Origin of the sequence: Nonomuraea salmonea (genome assembly GCF_042428605.1) — a bacterium.
GTDB lineage: Bacteria > Actinomycetota > Actinomycetes > Streptosporangiales > Streptosporangiaceae > Nonomuraea > Nonomuraea salmonea.
Window position 1 is genome coordinate 297522 of sequence record NZ_JBHMCF010000011.1, and the last position, 16450, is coordinate 313971.

A 16450-nucleotide genomic window follows, 5' to 3' on the forward strand; every position below is an offset into this window, starting at 1 on the left:
GTCAATCGTCCGCGGGGTGCCAGCACGCGTACGCGTGGCCGTCGTCCGTGAGCTCGGGCACCGTCTCGCAGGTGGCGGTGGCGTGCGGGCAGCGGTTCCTGAACACGCAGCCGGCCGGGAAGCGCCCGGCGGCGGGAACGCTGCCCGCGATGGTGGGCAGGCGGGTGCCGCGCGGGGTGAGCTTGGAGGCGGCCAGCAGGCCCTGCGTGTAGCGGTGGCGGGGGCGGGCGAAGACCTCGCGCAGCGGGCCCGACTCGACGACGCGGCCGCCGTACATGACGATGACGCGGTCGCAGACCGAGGCGACGACGGCGAGGTCGTGGGTGATGAACAGCAGGGCCGGCGCGACCTCGGCGATCAGCTCCAGCATCTGCTTCTGCACGGTGACGTCGAGCGCGGTGGTGGGCTCGTCGCAGATGAGCAGCCCGGGGTCGTTGGCCAGGGCGATGGCGAGCATGACGCGCTGGCGCTGGCCGCCGGAGAGCTGGTGCGGGAACGCGCGGGCGATCTGGGCGGGCTCGGGCAGGCGTACCCGGCCGAGCAGGTCGAGCGCCCGTGCGCGGGCCTCGTCGCGGGAGCGGCCGTGCAGCGTCATGACCTCGGCGACCTGGGCGCCGATCCGCATGAGCGGGTTGAGCGCGGTCATCGGCTCCTGGAAGACCATGGACAGCTCGCGCCCGCGCAGCCGCTTGAGCCGGCTCTCCGGCACGCCCACCAGGTCGTGCTCGCCGAGCCTCGCCGTGCCCGCGGCGGTGACGCCCTCGGGCAGCAGGCCCATGAGCGACAGCGCGGTCAGCGACTTGCCCGACCCCGACTCGCCGATCAGCCCGACCCGCTCGCCCGGCGCGATGCCGAACGACACGTCGCGGACGAGCTCGACGTCGCCGGCGGAGACGGTGAGCCCCTCAACGCTCAGCACTGATCCTCCTGAGCTTGGGGTCGAGGAAGTCGCGCAGGCCGTCGCCGAGCAGGTTGAAGCCGAGCACGGCGACCGCGATGGCGAGGCCGGGCCACAGCGCCAGGCGCGGGGTGGAGAACAGCAGCTCCTGCGACTCCTGCAGCATGCGCCCCCAGGACGGGGTGGGCGGCCGGGTGCCGAAGCCGAGGAACGACAGCGCCGCCTCGGCGAGGATCGCGATCGCGAACGACACCGACGCCTGCACGATGAGCATGGAGCCGATGTTGGGCAGCACGTGGCGGACGGCGATCGCGGGCCTGCGGCGTCCCGCGGCCCTGGCGGCCAGCACGTAGTCGGTCACCATGACCTGGAGCGTGGCGGCGCGGGCCACCCGGGCGAACGCCGGGACGGTCGCCACCCCGATCGCGATCATCGCGGTCAGCGTGCCCGGCCCGTAGACGGCGCCCAGCATGACGGCCAGCAGCAGCGCGGGGAAGGCGAAGACGAGGTCGTTGACCCGCATGATCAGCTCCGACAGCCAGCCGCGCGGCGTCATCCCGGCGATCACGCCGAGCGGGGTGCCGAGGACGGCGGCGATGCCGACCGCGACGATGCCGACGTAGAGGGTGGTGCGGGCGCCCACCATGAGCTGGCTGAAGGTGTCGCGGCCGAACTTGTCGGCGCCGAGCAGGTAGCCGCCGCCCGGCTCGCGCAGCTTGCCGGCGGCGTCGACGAGGGTCGGGTCGTGCGGGGTCCAGACGAACGACACCAGCGCGGCGAGCGTGACGAGCCCGACGAGCGTGCCGCCGACCAGCAGCCCGGCGTTCAGGCGGCCGCTCATCGCAGCCTCGGGTCGAGCAGGTGGTAGGCGACGTCCACCACGAAGTTGATCAGCAGTACGGCGGCCACCAGCACCATCACCACGCCTTGGACGAGCAGCAGGTCGCGCCCTGCGACGCCGTTGAGCAGCAGGTCGCCGAGCCCGGGGATGACGAAGACGCGTTCGACGACGACCGCGCCGATGAGCAGCGTGGCCAGTTGCAGGCCGAGCACGGTGACGACGGGGATGGAGGCGTTGCGCAGGCCGTGCCGCCACAACGCGCCGGTGGCGCCGCGGCCCTTGGCCCTGGCGGTGCGCAGGTAGTCCTCGCGCATGACGTCGAGGACGGCGCTGCGCACGTAGCGAGTGAGCACGGCGCCCTGGACGAGGCCGAGCGACAACCACGGCAGCAGCAGGCTGCGCAGCCACTCCCCCGGGTTCTCGGCGATCGGCACGTAGCCGCCGGACGGCAGCGCCTGCGCCCGCACCGCGAACACGAACACCAGCAGGATGCCCGCGAGGAACGCGGGGACGGCGATGCCGAGCTGGCTGAGCGCGCTGAGCGCGGCGCCGAGCGGGTTGCGGTGGTGCACGGCGGCGAACGTGCCCGCGGGCACCGCCAGCACCAGCGCCACCAGCATGCCGCCGAGCACGAGCACGGCGGTGACGCCGAGCCGGTCGGAGATCTGCGGGCCGATGGGCGAGCTGGTCACGTAGGAGGTGCCGAAGTCGCCCTGGAGCAGGCCGCCGGCCCAGTCGAAGAACTGCGCGAGGGGCGGGCGGTCGGTGCCGTACTGGCGGCGCAGCTCGGCGACCGCCTCGGGGGTGGCGTTGACGCCCAGCGCGATCTCGGCGGGGTCGCCGGGCAGCAGCGCCATGAACGCGAACACCACGACGGCGGCCACGGCGGTGCTGGCCACCAGCACCGCCAGGCGTTTGAGCAGGTAGAGCGTCACGGTTGCCGGGAGAGCGCGGTGAAGTCGAAGGATTCGGAGATACCGTTCTTCGGCAGCCCTGTGACGCCCTTCTTCGCCACGATCAGGTTCGGGAAGAGGAAGAGGAAGTCGGCCGCGGCATCGTCGGACAGCAGCTTGGCGGCCTGCTTGAGGTCGTCGGTCTGCTGCTGCTCGGTGCCCTCGTCGGCGGAGGCGAGCAGCTTGCCGAACTCGGGGTTGTCGTAGCGGAAGTAGTACGACTTGTCGGCGAAAATGCCCATGTCGCGGGGTTCGACGTGGTTGATGATCGACAGGTCGTAGTCGCCCTTGGTGAACACCTGGTCCAGCCAGCGCGCGGGGAACTCCAGCGGCTCGATGTCGGCCGTGATGCCGACCTGCGCGAGCTGCGACTTGACGACCTGCGCGCTGCTCACCGCGTACGGCAGGTTGGGGATGCGCATCTTGACGTCGTACGTCTTGCCGCCCAGCAGTTGCTTGGCCTTGGCCGGGTCGTACGGGTAGTCGCCGGTGCGGTCCTCGTACCAGGGGTCGGTGGGCGGCACCATCGAGCCGATGAGCTGCCCGCGCCCGGCCCAGGCGGTGTCGAGCAGCGCCTTGTGGTCGATGGCGTGCCGGACGGCCTGCCTGACCTTCTTGTCGTCGAACGGCGGCCGGCCGTTGTTCATCGACAGCACCACCTCGCCGTTGGTGGTGCCCTCGACCGTCTCGAACCGGTTGGGGTCGGCGAACTGCTGGAGCGACTCGGGCGCCTGCACGCTGGAGATGACGTCGATGCCGCCGGTCAGCAGCGCGTTGTTCATCGCCGTGGCGTCCTTGAAGTACTTCAGCGTGACCGACGAGACCGGCGGCTTGGTGCCCCAGTAGGAGGGGTTGGCATCGAGCCTGATGGAGTCGCCGCGCCGCCAGGCGCCCAGCACGTACGGGCCGGTGCCGACGGGCTTGTTGGCCAGGTCGGCGACGCCGGTGCGGCTGAACATGGCGCCGAGCCTGGTGGCCATGGCGTAGAGGAAGCCGTTGCTCGGCCGCTTGAGCGTGACGACGGCGGTGGTGCCGTCCTTCTTCTCCACGTCGTCGATCACGTCGAGCTGCGACTTGATCTTGAGCTTCCAGTCGCTCCTGACGCGGTCGAGCGAGAACACCACGTCGTCGGCCGTGAACGGCGCGCCGCTGGAGAACTTCACGTCTTTGCGCAGGGTGAAGGTGTAGGTCTTGCGGTCGTCGGAGACGTCCCACTTCTCGGCCAGCAGCGGGACGATCTCGCCGTTCTGGTCGAGCTTGACCAGGCCCTCGTAGACGTTGACGAGCAGTGCCTGCGGGATCGCGGCGCCCTCGGTCGAGGTGAAGTCGAGGTTGGCCGGTTCGGCCACGAACCCGACCGACAACGACTGGGCCTTGGAGCCGCCGCCTCCCCCGCCTGTGTCACCACTGCCGCCGCCACCGCACGCGGCGGTGGCCAGCAGGAGGCCGCCCGCGGCGAGCCAGATCCCGATTCGCCTCATGTCTTACAGCCTCCTGGCTAGTGCACTGGTCTGACCAGTAGGCTACGCACATTGCCAGTCGGCGACGGCTCGGGTCAAGGGGGCTTGCATGGGTGGTGCGCGCTTCGAGCCCGTACGCGCGGTGCGCGCCTACGAGCGGGTCGTCGAGCAGATCGAAGAGGCCATCGAGAGCGGCGCACTGACACCCGGCCAGCGGCTGCCGAGTGAGCGTGAGCTGATGGTGCAGCTGTCGGTCGGCCGCTCCACCGTCCGCGAGGCGCTGCGCGTGCTGCAGGCCCGCGGCCTGGTGCGCTCACGGCCCGGCGACCCCAACGGCGCGGAGGTGCTGCCGTTCTCGCCCGCCGCGCTGCACAAGTCGATGACCACGCTGGCCCGGGTCGAGGAGCTGTCGCTGGGCGAGCTGGTGCAGTTCAGGATGGTGCTCGACTCCGCGGCGATCCTGCTGGCCGCGCGGCTGCGCACCGACGAGCAGCTCGCCGGCATGGCCGAGGCGGTGGCGGCGATGCGCGCCGCGGCCGGCACCGGGTCGGGCAGCGAGTCGGGCACCGGGACGGACAGCGGGCCGGGCACCGGGACGGACAGCGGGCCGGGCACCGGGTGGGGTGTAGTGGACACCGAGGCGTTCGGCCGGGCCGACGTGGCCTTCCACGACGCGGTGGTCGCGGCGAGCGGCAACAAGCTCATCCAGATCTGCACCGACGTGGTGCGGCAGATCGTGCTGCGGCAGATCGCCGCCCGCATCGACGCCGCCGACGACCGGCAGGCCCTGATGCGGCGCAGCATCCGGCACCACGAGGAGGTCATCGCCGCGATCAGGGCGGGCGATGGCCCGCTGGCCGCCCAATTGTCGAGAAAAGCGATGTACGACTACTACGCGCCTTATGTGGCGGAAAGCGAGACAAGCGCCTTGCGGGCGCTGCTGGAGTGATCTGGCCCACAGGGTGTTATCTTGCCCAGGTGGCGCGCGTGGACCGGGACGGGGTTGCAGATGCTTTTCTGCGCGAGCCGCGCCGATACACCAGTCGTCAGGTCGCCGAGATGGCGGGCGTGCCGGTCTATCGTGCGCGGCGCTTCTGGCGTGCCCTCGGCTTCCCCAACGTGCCCGACGACGCGGTCGAGTTCACCGACTCCGACGTCGAGGCGCTCAAGACCCTGCTCGGCATGGTCACCTCCGGCATCTACGACGAGGAGCACGTGCTGCTGACGGCCCGCGCGCTGGGCCAGGCCACGGCGCGGCTGGCCGAGTCGCAGGCCGAGCTGGGCGCCGAGGTGCTCGACCAGGCCGGGGTGCCGCTGGCCGAGCGGCCGCGGGCCTGGCGGCGGCGGGCCGAGCGGGTGGTGCCCGACCTCGCCAAGCTGCTCGTCTACGCCTGGCAGCGCCAGCTCGCCGCCGCCGCAGGGCGCCTGGCCGATCAGGACATGAGCGCCGTACGCCTGGCCGTCGGCTTCGCCGACCTGGTCGCCTTCACCCGGCTGAGCAGGCAGATCACCGCCGCCGAGCTGGCCAGGCTGATCGACAGGTTCGAGGGGCGCTCGGCCGACATCGTGACCTCGTCCGGCGGGCGGGTGGTCAAGACGCTGGGCGACTCCGTGCTGTTCATCACCGACAAGGCGCACGTGGCGGCCGAGATCGCGCTGCGGCTGGTGGAGACGCACGCGCGCGGCCGTGACATGCCCGAGCTGCGGGTGGGGCTGGCCTCGGGGCCGGTCATCTGGCGCATGGGCGACGTGTTCGGCACCACCGTCAACCTGGCCAGCCGGCTGACCGCATTGTCCCTGCCCGGCAGCATCCTGGCCGACCCGCAGCTCGCCGAGGAGCTGGAGGGCGACCGCGCCTTCCGGCTGCGCGAGGTGAACCGGCTGTCGGTACGCGGGCTGGGCGAGCTGGCCCCCTTCACCGTGCAGCGCGCGGAAACCCCCTAGCCGGCAGGCAACCCGGCGGGGCGGACGATGCGTCAGTACCGGCGACCGGCAAGGACGGCGGAAGGCGCGACGTGGCGGACAGGGCGATGTTCGATGACTTCGTGGTGTCGCGGGCGGATCGGCTGTTACGCACCGCGTACCTGCTGACCAGGGACTGGGGCGTAGCGGAGGACCTGCTGCAGGAGTCGCTGGCCAAGGCGTGGTTCGCGTGGCCGGGCATCGAGGAGCCTGAGGCGTACGTGCGCCGGGTGCTGGTGACCACGTACACGTCCTGGTGGCGGCGCCGCTGGCGCAGGGAGCTGCCCAGCGACGACCTGCCGGACCGTCCGGTGCACGACGAGGGGCATCCCGGCCGCGAGGAGGTGTGGCGGGCGGTGGGCCGCCTGCCCGCCAGGCAGCGCGCGGTGATCGTGCTGCGCTTCTACGAGGACCTGCCGGTGAGCGAGGTGGCCACGCTGCTGGGCTGCCAGGAGGGCACGGTCAAGAGCCAGACCGCCAAGGCGCTGGCCAAGCTGCGCGTGGACGAGTCGATCGTGAGGGAGTCACACCGATGAGCGTGGAAGAGCTGCGTGACGTCCTGCGGGAGCGGGCGGAGGGTCCGGCGCCGGCGAACCCGTACCGGCACGAGCAGGTCAGGGACCGGGTGCGGCGGGTCAGGCGGCGGCGGACCACGGCCACGGCGGCGCTCGCGGGGGCCGCGGCGGTGGCGACGGTGCTGGCGACGGCCGCGATCACCGGCGTGATCAGGGAGACGCCCCGGCCGGGCCCCCTGACCGGCACGGTCAGTCGCACGCCGGAGGTGGAGCTGCCCGCGTGGCACACCTCGTCCGACGGCACCGCGTACCGTCGGCTGGCGGCCGGCACGGTCGATGCGCGAGGGGCGAAGACGACGCTCACGGTCCCGCGCACCGGCCGTCCGCTGGAGGCGGCGGTCCTGTGCGACGGCGGTGACCCGGCGGGCGGCGAGCCCGCGACCGGCGCTGGTGGCGGGCGTGCCGTCGCCGGGCCTGAGGTGTTCGTGGACGGACGGCGGGCGGGGCCGCCGGCGTTCGCGTGCGCGGGCTTGGGGATGCGGTTGCGTCCTCTGGAGGTGCCCGCCGGGACCGGTCAGGTCGCGGTCACGTTCGACACGACGGGCGCCACGTGCGTGCTCAGGACGGCGGACGGGCCATGCACGCCGGAGCGGCCCGGCGCGGCTCACTGGCGGGTGGCCGTCTACGAGTGGACGCCGCCCGCCCGCCCCGTCATCCCGGCGCCGGCCACCCTGCCCGCCCGGGTGGACGGCGCCAAGCAGGTCGCCCTGTCCACCGGCACGTGGCCGGGCGACGGGTCCTACGAGGCCACGGTGGTCGCCCCCGGCCGCTACACCCTGCAGCAGAACTGCTCGGGCGATCTGCGCGACCGCCTGTGGTTCAAGTACTGGATCGACGGCGTCGAGTCGCGCACTTCGATCGGGTGCGGCACGCGGACGGGCGGGGCCGCCGCGTTCACGGTGCGGAAGGGGCAGCGGGTCGAGGTCAAGGTGCGGACGGGACTGTGGGGAGCGAGCACCAACCGGCCGGTGGACTGGGCGGTGGCGCTCTACCGGCGGTGAGGGCCTAGCCTGGGGCGCCGTACCGTGATCGAGGGAGAGGGGCGGCCGATGGCAGGACGGATCGCGATGGACGGCGAGCGGCTCGGCGAGGAGGCGCTGCTGGGGATGGAGGCCCGCTACGGCCACTTCACCGCCATGCAGGTCGCCGCTCGCCGGGTGCGCGGTCTCGAGCTGCACGTCGAGCGGCTGGAGCGGGCCGGCGCCGAGCTGTTCGGCGCCGTGCCTGACCGGGCGGTGGTGCTGGATTCGATCAGGGCGGCGCTGGGCGACGAGCGCGACGCGAGCGTACGGGTGTATCACGTGGAGGTGGCGGGCCGGCCGCGGGTCATCGCGACGGCGGCCGCGCCGCACCCGCCGCTGCCCGGCCCGCTGCGCGTCACGCCGGTCGTCTACCAGCGCTACCTGGCGCACATCAAGCAGGCGTCGGGCTTCCAGCAACCGCACATCCTGCGTACGGCGAACCGCGCCGGCTTCGACGAGGCCCTGCTGACCACGCAGGACGGCCTGATCAGCGAGGGCGCGATCACGAACCTGGGCGGCTTCGCCGGCGGCCGGCTGGTGTGGCCCGACGCGCCGATGCTGCACGGCGTCACCATGCGGCTGCTGGAGCGCATGGACGTGCCGCAGGAGCGCCGGCCGCTGCGGGTCCCCGACCTGGCGGGGTTCGACCTGGTGTTCCTCTGCAACTCGTGGGGGGTGATGCCGGTCGGCGAGGTGGACGGCACGAAGCTGCGCGGGGACGCGGCGCTGGAGGAACGGCTGCTCGCCTGCTATGAGGGCATCGCGGGCGACCCGGTGGATTGATCCGCCGCCCCGGGGCGTTGCACCCGTACATGACCGCGTACTCGATCCTCGACCGTTCGCTCGTCCGCAGGGGCTCGACCCCGGCCGAGGCGCTGCGCGCGACCGTGCGCTTCGCCGGGCAGGCCGAGGAGCTCGGCTACCACCGGTTCTGGGTGTCGGAGCACCACAGCGTGCCCGGCGTCGCGGGCTCGGCGCCGACCGTGCTGGCGGCGGCGGTGGCCGCGGCGACGTCGCGGATCCGGGTGGGCACCGGCGGCGTGATGCTGCCCAACCACCGGCCGCTGGTCGTGGCCGAGGAGTTCGGCGTGCTGGAGTCGCTGCATCCCGGCCGGATCGACATGGGGCTGGGGCGGTCCGTGGGGTTCACCGGCGGCATCCGCAAGGCGCTGGGGCACGGCAAGGACGACGCCGACCGGTTCGGCGAGCAGCTCGCCGAACTGCTGGGTTTCTTCACCGGCGGGCAGTCCGCCTATCCGGGCGTGCACGCGCTGCCCGCGGAGGGGCTGCGGCCGCAGGTGTTCGTGCTGGCCATGGGGGCGGGCGCGGAGATCGCGGCCGAGCACGGGCTGCCCATGGTGATCGGGGCGGGCTCGCGCATGCTGGACGCGGTCGCCCGCTACCGCGCCGGGTTCCGTCCTTCGGCGTGGGCGGATCGGCCGTACGTGATGGTGGCGGCGAACGTGGCGGTCGCCGCGAGCACGGCGGAGGCGGAGCTGCTGCAGCTGCCCGAGGCGTGGGCGACGGCGCGCTCGCGCACCAGCGGGGCGTTCCCGCCGCTGATCCCGGCCGAGGAGGTCGCGGCCATGGAGCTGGGCGAGCGGGAGCGGGCGTACCTGGAGCAGACGCTGAAGGGGCAGATCCACGGCACCGAGCGTGAGGTCGCGGTGGCGCTGGACTCGCTGGTGGCGGCGAGCGGCGCGGACGAGGTGCTGGTGACGATGAACACCTACGATCTCGGCCGGCGACTCGACTCCTACCGGCGGCTCGCGGCGCTGTTCAGGGGTTAGGATCGCCCGAACATCGTTCTGCGCGACTGAAGGGTGCCCCCCGTATGACCCGGCAGCACACCATCGGTGACCTCCTGCGGCGCTCGGCCGCCCGCCACCCCGCGAAGACCGCGATCGTGTTCGGCGATCTGCGCCAGAGTTACGCCGACCTCGACCTCGTGGTGAACAGGACGGCCAACGCGCTGGCCGCGCGCGGGGTGGGCAAGGGCGACAGGTTCGCCGTGTTCAGCCACAACAACCACGCGTTCGTGGTGACGTACTTCGCGCTGGCGCGGCTGGGGGCGATCTCCGTGCCGGTCAACTTCATGCTGGGGGCCGAGGAGGTGGCGTACATCCTTGAGCATTCCGGGGCGACCGGGATGCTGGCCGAGGAGGCGCTGCTGCCGGTCGCCCAGGCGGCGGTGACCGAGCGGGTCGCCGTGCGCGGGGTGATCGGCGACGGGCAGGACGGGTGGGAGCCGTTCAGCGCGTGGTCGGCGCACGACGACTCGTCGGAGCCCGAGGTGGAGATCGCCGACGACGACCCGATCCAGCTCATGTACACCAGCGGCACCGAGTCCCGCCCCAAAGGCGCCATGCTGTCGAGCAGGAGCCTCATCTCCCAGTACGTCACCTGCATGGTCGACGGCGAGATGAGCCACGACGACGTCGAGGTGCACGCCCTGCCCCTCTACCACTGCGCGCAGCTGCACTGCTTCCTGACGCCCGGCGTCTACCTGGGCGCCACCAACATCGTGCTGCCCGGCCCGAGCCCGGCGGTGATCCTCGCGACGATCGAGGGCGAGCGCGCGACGAAGCTGTTCTGCCCGCCCACGGTGTGGATCTCGCTGCTGCGCCACCCCGACTTCGACCGCCGTGACCTGTCGTCGCTGCGCAAGGGCTACTACGGCGCCTCGATCATGCCGGTCGAGGTGCTGAAGGAGATCGCCGCCCGGCTGCCGGACGTGCGGCTGTTCAACTTCTACGGTCAGACGGAGATGGCGCCGGTGGCGACCATCCTCGGCCCGGAGGAGCAGCTGACCCGGCTCGGCTCGGCCGGTCGGCCGGCGCTGAACGTCGAGACGAGGATCGTCGACGACCTCGACCAGCCGGTGCCGCCCGGCACGGTGGGCGAGATCGTGCACCGCAGCCCGCACGCGATGCTCGGTTACTGGAACGACCCGGACAAGACCGCCGAGGCGTTCCGCGGCGGCTGGTTCCACAGCGGCGACCTGGGCGTCATGGACGCCGACGGCTACCTGTCGGTGGTCGACAGGAAGAAGGACATGATCAAGTCGGGCGGCGAGAACGTCGCGAGCCGCGAGGTCGAGGAGGCGATCTACCAGCATCCGGCGGTGGCCGAGGCGGCGGTGTTCGGGGTCCGGGACGACAAGTGGATCGAGGCGGTGACGGCGGCGGTGGTGCTGCGGCAGGGCGCGGGGCTCACCGCCGACGAGCTGATCGCGTTCCTGCGGGGGCGGCTGGCGCCGTTCAAGACGCCGAAGCGGGTGGTGTTCGTGGACGCGCTGCCGAAGAACGCCTCGGGCAAGGTGCTCAAGCGGGAGCTGCGCGACTCCATGGGGTAGGGGCCGCGGGCAGGCGTCGGCCGCGCGGTTGACGGGAATCTCCATCCGGCGACGACTTCACCTCAAGTCCCGGGACCGACGATGGGGGTCCCCGACCGAGAGAGGCCGCATGCCGAGTCTGCCCGACCGCCTGCACCGTACGTTCTTCCGCACCCTGTCCCTGCTCTCGCCCAAGGGACAGGGCCTGCTCCTGCGCCGCTACTTCGACTGGCGGCACCGGGCCCCCGACCCGTGGAAGCTGGCGACCGACGGCTACGAGCAGCAGAAGTACCAGGTGACGCTCAAGCAGCTGCCGCCCCGGCCGTACCGGCGCATCATCGAGATCGGCTGCGCCGAGGGAGTGTTCACCGGCGCGCTGGCCGCGGCCTACCCCGACGCGGAGATCACCGGGGTGGACGTCTCCGAGCGGGCCCTGGCCCGCGCCAGGGCCCGCGTGCCGGAGAACGGGCGGGTGCGCTTCGTCCACGCCGACTTCCTCACCCACCGCTGCGAGCCCCGCCACGACCTGGTGTTCTGCTCGGAGACCCTCTACTACCTGGGCCGTCACGAACGGCTGCGCCGCGCCTCCGCGCAGCTCAGCGACCTGCTGACGGCTGACGGGGTGCTGGTGGCCGTGCATCCGTGGCCGGAGGCGGCCAGGCTGCACGGCTATCTGGACGCGCACGGCACGCTGGCCAGGATCAGCGACGAGGTGTACGAGATCCCGCCGCGGCCGTTCGCCGTCACCGTCTGGTCGCCGAAAGGCTAGCGCTTGCCCAGCAGGTCGGCGGCCAGCCGGCGCACCACACCCCGCTGGATCTTGCCGGTCGCCGTCTTGGGCAGCTCCTCCATGACCAGCACCTCGCGCGGCCGTTTGAACGAGGCCAGCCCGTCCCGGCAGAACGCGACCAGCTCGGCGGCGTCCACCGTGCGCCCCGGGGCGGGCACCACGCAGGCGACGGGCTTCTCCAGCCCCTCGCCGTCCACGTACGCCACCACCGCGCACTCCCCCACGGCCTCGTGCTGCAGCAGCCTGGCCTCGACCTCCATCGGCGCGACCCAGATGCCGGCCGCCTTGATCATGTCGTTGGAGCGGCCCAGGCAGCGGTAGGCGCCGTCGGGCTCGCGGACGTAGGTGTCGCCGGTGCGCAGCCACTCGCCCTGGAACACCTGCCGGGTGGTCGCCGTGCGGCACCAGTAGCCGGTGGCGATCGAGTCGCCGCGCACGTACAGGTGGCCGGGCTCGCCGTCGGCGACCGGGGCGCCGTGCTCGTCGAGGAGCCTCACCTCGTAGCCGGGCACGACCGTGCCCGAGGTGCCTGGACGCACCTGGCCGGGCCGGTTGGAGATGAAGATGTGCAGCGCCTCGGTGGAGCCGAGCCCGTCGATGATCTCCACGCCGTAGCGGGCCAGGAAGCGGCGGTGGATCTCGGCGGGCAGCGCCTCGCCGGCCGAGACGCCGAGCCGGACCGAGTCGAACGCGCCGGCGTCGCCGGGGGTGGCGAGCAGCGCGGAGTAGAACGTGGGGCCGGCGAAGAACAGCGTCGGCCGCTCGGCCCGCACCCGTTCGAGCACCCCTGCCGGGGTGGGGCGGGCCGGGTCGAGTATCGCGGTGGCGCCCGCGGCGAGCGGGAAGAACATGGAGTTGCCGATCCCGTACGCGAAGAACAGCCGCGCCACCGACAGGCACCGGTCGTCGGCGCGGATGCCGAGCACCTGGCGGCCGTAGGTCTCGTAGACGTCCCTGATCGCGCCGTGCCGGTGCATGGCGGCCTTGGGCGCGCCGGTGGTGCCGGAGGTGTAGAGCCACAGGGCGGGCGAGTCGCACCAGGTGTCGTAGGCGGGCCCGGCCGGCCGCCCCGACGCCGGCAGCTCGGCCCACGACCCGCCGGGCCCGGTCGTGATCAGCGTCTCGGCCTCGGGCGCGGTGGCCAGCGCCGCCCTGGCGACGGGCTCGTACTCGGGGGTCGCCACGACCACCCTGGCCCGCGCGTCACGGATGAGCTCGCCCAGCTCGGCGGCGTGGTACATGGTGGACACCGGCACCGCGACCGCGCCCATCCGCATGACGGCGAGGATCGTGACCACGGTCTCCGGCCGGTCGGACATGACGAGCAGCACCCGCTCCTCCGGCCTGACACCGAGACGGCGCAGCCCGGTGGCGAGGCCGGCGACCTGGGCGGTCAGCTCGGCGTAGGTGAGGGTGCCCGCCGGGCCGGTGACGGCGACGTGGCCGCCCCGGCCCGCCGCGACCTGGCGCTCGGTGAGATAGACGCTGGCGTTGAACGACTCGGCCGTCATGGGCGTCCCCATCCGCAGGCTGGCGATCGTGACTGAATCTTCTACACAGGAACGCGGCTCCGTCAATGTCGTGTAGTACGGCAGCGGTCAGAGGTGCACGTACTCGTAGTCGAGCGGCCTGCCGTTGATGCCCGAGCGTGGCGGCGCCAGCCAGGCGGCGATCCTGCCGGGCTCGTAGACGGGCCTCATCAACGAGCGTACGTGCTCCTTGTCGGCCGGTGTGGGCAGCCACCGGTCGCGGTGCGCGGCCCACTCCGCCTCGTCCATCACCCGGCCGTCCGGCGCGAGGTGGTGCCCGGCGAACACGCCCACCTGGCGGTTGAAGCCGACGTGCGGCAGGTGGAGCACGGGGTCCAGGCCGTGTCCTGTGAGGATGCGGTTCCAGCGGTTGAGGCCGGTCACGCAGTCGGCGACGTACTCGCCGCGCAGGTCCGCGTTGAGCGCCGTCAGCGCGGGCAGCCGCTCCTCCACCACCCGGCCGCCGGACACCCGGGGCACCGTCGCGTACGCGTCGGTGAGCAGGTGGTCGTCCTGGCGCCGCTCCTCCTGCCAGCGGCCCTTGAGCCCGGCGGTGAAGTAGTTGGCCACGTTCGTCGAGGTCTCGCCGCCGAACAGGTCGAGGCTGACGCTGTAGTGGAAGTTGACGTACTTCTGGATCACGTCGAGCGGGATGCCGCCGTACGCCGCCACGTCGTCGGTGTCGTGCTCGCGCATGAGCTGCGCCGTGCGCTCCACCACCCGGTCCACGCCCGTCGTGCCGACGAACATGTGGTGGGCCTCCTCCTTCAGCATGAACTCGCAGGTCCTGCTGAGCGGGTCGAACGCCGACTCCTTGAGCGTGCCGAGCTGGTACTTGCCGTCGCGGTCGGTGAAGTAGGTGAACATGAAGAACGACAGCCAGTCGGGCGTCTCCTCGTTGAAGGCGCCGAGGATGCGCGGGGAGTCCTCGCTGCCGGAGTTGCGCAGCAGCAGCGCCTCGGCCTCGTCGCGGCCCGCCCGTCCGAAGTAGGCGTGCAGCAGGTAGACCATGGCCCACAGGTGGCGGCCCTCCTCCACGTTCACCTGGAAGAGGTTGCGCAGGTCGTACAGGGAGGGCGCGGTCAGGCCGAGCCTGCGCTGCTGCTCGACGCTGGCCGGCTCGGTGTCGCCCTGGATGACGATGAGGCGCTGCAACTCCGCGCGGTACTCGCCGGGCACCTGCTGCCAGACCGGCCGTCCCTTGTCCTGGCCGAAGGCGATGCGGCGGTCGGTGTCGCGCTCGGCCAGGAAGATGCCCCAGCGGTAGTCGGGCAGCGCGACGTGGTCGAAGTGCGCCCAGCCGGCCCGGCCGACGGCGACGGCGGTGCGCAGGTAGACGTCCTGGGTGGGCAGGGCCGGGCCCATCTCCGACCACCACTGCAGGAAGCGCGGCTGCCAGGACTCCAGGGCGCGGCGCAGCCTGCGGTCGCCGGCCAGGTCGACGTTGTTGGGGATGCGCTCGGAGTAGTCGATCGGCATGTCGCTCTCCCGGCTTCAGGTTCGTTCGCGGTCGTAGACGGGACGGCGGCCGGTGCCGTAGCGGCGCAGGGCGCCTTCGGGGCCGGAGGCGTTCGGGCGGATGAAGATCCAGTTCTGCCAGGCGGCCAGCCTGCCGAAGATCTTGGTCTCCATGGTCTCGGGGCCCGCGAAGCGGTGGCTGGCCTCCATGCCGGTCAGCGCGTCGGGGCTGAGCGCGGCGCGCTCCTCCAGCGCCAGGCGTACCTCGTCGTCCCAGTCGAGGTCGTCCGGCGCGAACGTGACGAGCCCCAGCTCCAGCGCCTCGGCGGGGCCGATGCGGCGGCCCGCCTCCTTCTCCAGCCGGGCCACCTTGGCGGGGTCGGCGAGGAAGCGGGAGGCCAGCCTGGACAGGCCGTTGGCCATGGGGTAGGCGCCGAAGTTGGCGGGCGAGAGCCGCACGGCGGGGGGCTCGTCGGGGTCGTCGAGCATGTACTGCCGGTCGCAGGCCAGCGCCAGCTCCAGCAGCGGGCCCGCGAAGCAGCTGCCCGGCTCGATGAGCGCGATCAGGCTGCGGCTGGTGACGTCGAGGCGCTTGAGCGTGCGCTTGAGGTAGTGCCTGATCTCGCCGTACGGCCATGCGTCGCCCGCCGGTTCGGCGGCGAGCACCGCGTCGATGTCGCCTTCCGTCCTGATCACCCAGGTGCCCCGGGCGGGCTCATGGGTGCGCAGGCGCAGGATCAGGTCGTCCAGCTCGCGGGTCATGCGCAGCAGCCAGCCGTCGTCGCCTTCCTCAGGGCCGCGTACGGTGATCGTCACCCGGTCCCCTTCCGGCTCCGCCGTGACCGTCCCGTACGCGTACCCGTCGGGGTCGAGCGGCGGCAGCGGCACCGGGGCGGCGTCGGCCGGGCGGGCGGATCGGGCGGCGGCCTCCAGGGCGCGGCGGCGTACGGTCTCCTCGAACCTGCTGGGCGGCGCCACCTCGTCCACCAGCCCCCACGCCACCGCCGTCGCCCCGCGCACGCCCTCGCTGCGGGTGGCGAACACGTCGGCCAGGTCCTTGCGCACGCCCCGCTTGTCGGTCAGCCGGGTCAGCCCTCCGGTGCCGGGCAGCACGCCGAGCAGCGGCACCTCCGGCAGGGACACCGCCGTCGACCCGTCGTCGACCAGGATGATCCGGTCGCAGGCCAGGGCCAGCTCGTATCCGCCGCCGGCCGCCGTGCCGTTGACGGCCGCCAGGTAGGTCTGTCCTGAGTGGAGGGTGGCGTCCTCGATGGCGTTGCGCGTCTCGTTGGTGAACTTGCAGAAGTTCACCTTCCAGGCGTGGGAGGACTGGGCGAGCATGCGGATGTTGGCGCCCGCGCAGAACACCCGGTCGAGGCCGCCCGTGAGGACGACCGCGCGCACCTCGGGGTGCTCGAAGCGCAGGCGCTGGACGGCGTCGTACAGCTCGATGTCCACGCCGAGGTCGTAGGAGTTGAGCTTGAGGTCATACCCGGGGACGAGCCCGCCGGCCTCGTCGACCGCCAGCACGATCCGGGCCAGCGGCGCGTCGATCTCGAGGCGGAGGTGACGGTAGCGGCCTGGGCCGGTGTCGAAGGACACCTGGGGCTGTCCTGTCATGCCCCAAG

General features: G+C 72.4%; 15 protein-coding genes. 8 read left to right on the top strand and 7 right to left on the bottom strand.

Going from position 1 to position 16450, the window contains the following annotated elements:
* Position 1: 1 nt before the first annotated feature.
* From ACFFR3_RS11815 to ACFFR3_RS11830, 4 genes are read right to left on the bottom strand one after another with little or no spacing between them, the layout of a single operon-like run.
* The gene (locus ACFFR3_RS11815) at positions 2-919 is read right to left on the bottom strand and encodes an ABC transporter ATP-binding protein (protein WP_379483095.1); all 918 of its coding nucleotides are present in this window, start codon (positions 917-919) and stop codon (positions 2-4) included.
* On the bottom strand, positions 906-1739 hold the full coding sequence (locus tag ACFFR3_RS11820; RefSeq protein ID WP_364377074.1) for an ABC transporter permease: 834 nt from the start codon (positions 1737-1739) through the stop codon (positions 906-908). Before ACFFR3_RS11820 ends, ACFFR3_RS11815 begins: the two co-directional genes overlap by 14 nt.
* The gene (locus ACFFR3_RS11825) at positions 1736-2674 is read right to left on the bottom strand and encodes an ABC transporter permease (RefSeq protein ID WP_345402933.1); all 939 of its coding nucleotides are present in this window, start codon (positions 2672-2674) and stop codon (positions 1736-1738) included. The genes ACFFR3_RS11820 and ACFFR3_RS11825 overlap by 4 nt, the downstream gene beginning before the upstream one ends.
* Entirely contained in the window at positions 2671-4173 is a 1503-nt protein-coding gene (locus ACFFR3_RS11830) for an ABC transporter substrate-binding protein (RefSeq protein ID WP_345402930.1), read from the bottom strand. Before ACFFR3_RS11830 ends, ACFFR3_RS11825 begins: the two co-directional genes overlap by 4 nt.
* Positions 4174-4261: 88 nt before the next feature.
* On the opposite strand from ACFFR3_RS11830, the gene ACFFR3_RS11835 reads away from it, so the two are divergent.
* The 8 genes from ACFFR3_RS11835 (at position 4262) to ACFFR3_RS11870 (ending at position 11814) form a co-directional block, all read left to right on the top strand.
* Entirely contained in the window at positions 4262-5101 is an 840-nt protein-coding gene (locus ACFFR3_RS11835) for a FadR/GntR family transcriptional regulator (RefSeq protein ID WP_379483096.1), read from the top strand.
* A 38-nt stretch (positions 5102-5139) separates the two neighbouring features.
* A complete protein-coding gene (locus ACFFR3_RS11840; RefSeq protein ID WP_379483378.1) occupies positions 5140-6096 on the top strand; it encodes an adenylate/guanylate cyclase domain-containing protein in 957 nt (318 codons plus the stop codon).
* A gap of 86 nt (positions 6097-6182) precedes the next feature.
* A complete protein-coding gene (locus ACFFR3_RS11845) occupies positions 6183-6650 on the top strand; it encodes a SigE family RNA polymerase sigma factor (RefSeq protein WP_345402924.1) in 468 nt (155 codons plus the stop codon).
* A complete protein-coding gene (locus ACFFR3_RS11850; RefSeq protein ID WP_379483097.1) occupies positions 6647-7690 on the top strand; it encodes a hypothetical protein in 1044 nt (347 codons plus the stop codon). Before ACFFR3_RS11845 ends, ACFFR3_RS11850 begins: the two co-directional genes overlap by 4 nt.
* A 48-nt stretch (positions 7691-7738) precedes the next feature.
* Positions 7739-8494 carry an aminotransferase class IV gene (locus tag ACFFR3_RS11855; protein ID WP_345402918.1) on the top strand — a complete coding sequence of 252 codons (756 nt, stop codon included), beginning with the start codon at positions 7739-7741 and terminating at the stop codon, positions 8492-8494.
* Positions 8495-8523: 29 nt separating this feature from the next.
* On the top strand, positions 8524-9501 hold the full coding sequence (locus ACFFR3_RS11860) for an MsnO8 family LLM class oxidoreductase (RefSeq protein ID WP_379483098.1): 978 nt from the start codon (positions 8524-8526) through the stop codon (positions 9499-9501).
* Between the two features lie 44 nt (positions 9502-9545).
* Positions 9546-11066 (top strand): acyl-CoA synthetase, encoded by a 1521-nt coding sequence (locus ACFFR3_RS11865; RefSeq protein WP_364377063.1) that lies wholly within the window; start codon positions 9546-9548, stop codon positions 11064-11066.
* A gap of 109 nt (positions 11067-11175) precedes the next feature.
* Complete coding sequence (locus ACFFR3_RS11870; RefSeq protein ID WP_364377061.1) at positions 11176-11814, top strand: class I SAM-dependent methyltransferase; 639 nt, start codon at positions 11176-11178, stop codon at positions 11812-11814.
* On the opposite strand, the gene ACFFR3_RS11875 is transcribed toward ACFFR3_RS11870, so the two are convergent.
* The 3 genes from ACFFR3_RS11875 to boxC form a co-directional block, all read right to left on the bottom strand.
* Positions 11811-13346, bottom strand: a complete 1536-nt coding sequence (locus tag ACFFR3_RS11875) for a benzoate-CoA ligase family protein (protein WP_379483099.1) — start codon at positions 13344-13346, stop codon at positions 11811-11813. The two genes, ACFFR3_RS11870 and ACFFR3_RS11875, sit on opposite strands and share 4 nt — an antisense overlap.
* 87 nt (positions 13347-13433) lie before the next feature.
* Positions 13434-14843 carry a benzoyl-CoA 2,3-epoxidase subunit BoxB gene (gene boxB, locus ACFFR3_RS11880; RefSeq protein ID WP_345402895.1) on the bottom strand — a complete coding sequence of 470 codons (1410 nt, stop codon included), beginning with the start codon at positions 14841-14843 and terminating at the stop codon, positions 13434-13436.
* Between the two features lie 15 nt (positions 14844-14858).
* Positions 14859-16442: a 2,3-epoxybenzoyl-CoA dihydrolase gene (gene boxC, locus ACFFR3_RS11885; RefSeq protein ID WP_379483100.1), complete on the bottom strand. Its 1584-nt coding sequence runs from the start codon at positions 16440-16442 to the stop codon at positions 14859-14861.
* Positions 16443-16450: the final 8 nt, after the last annotated feature.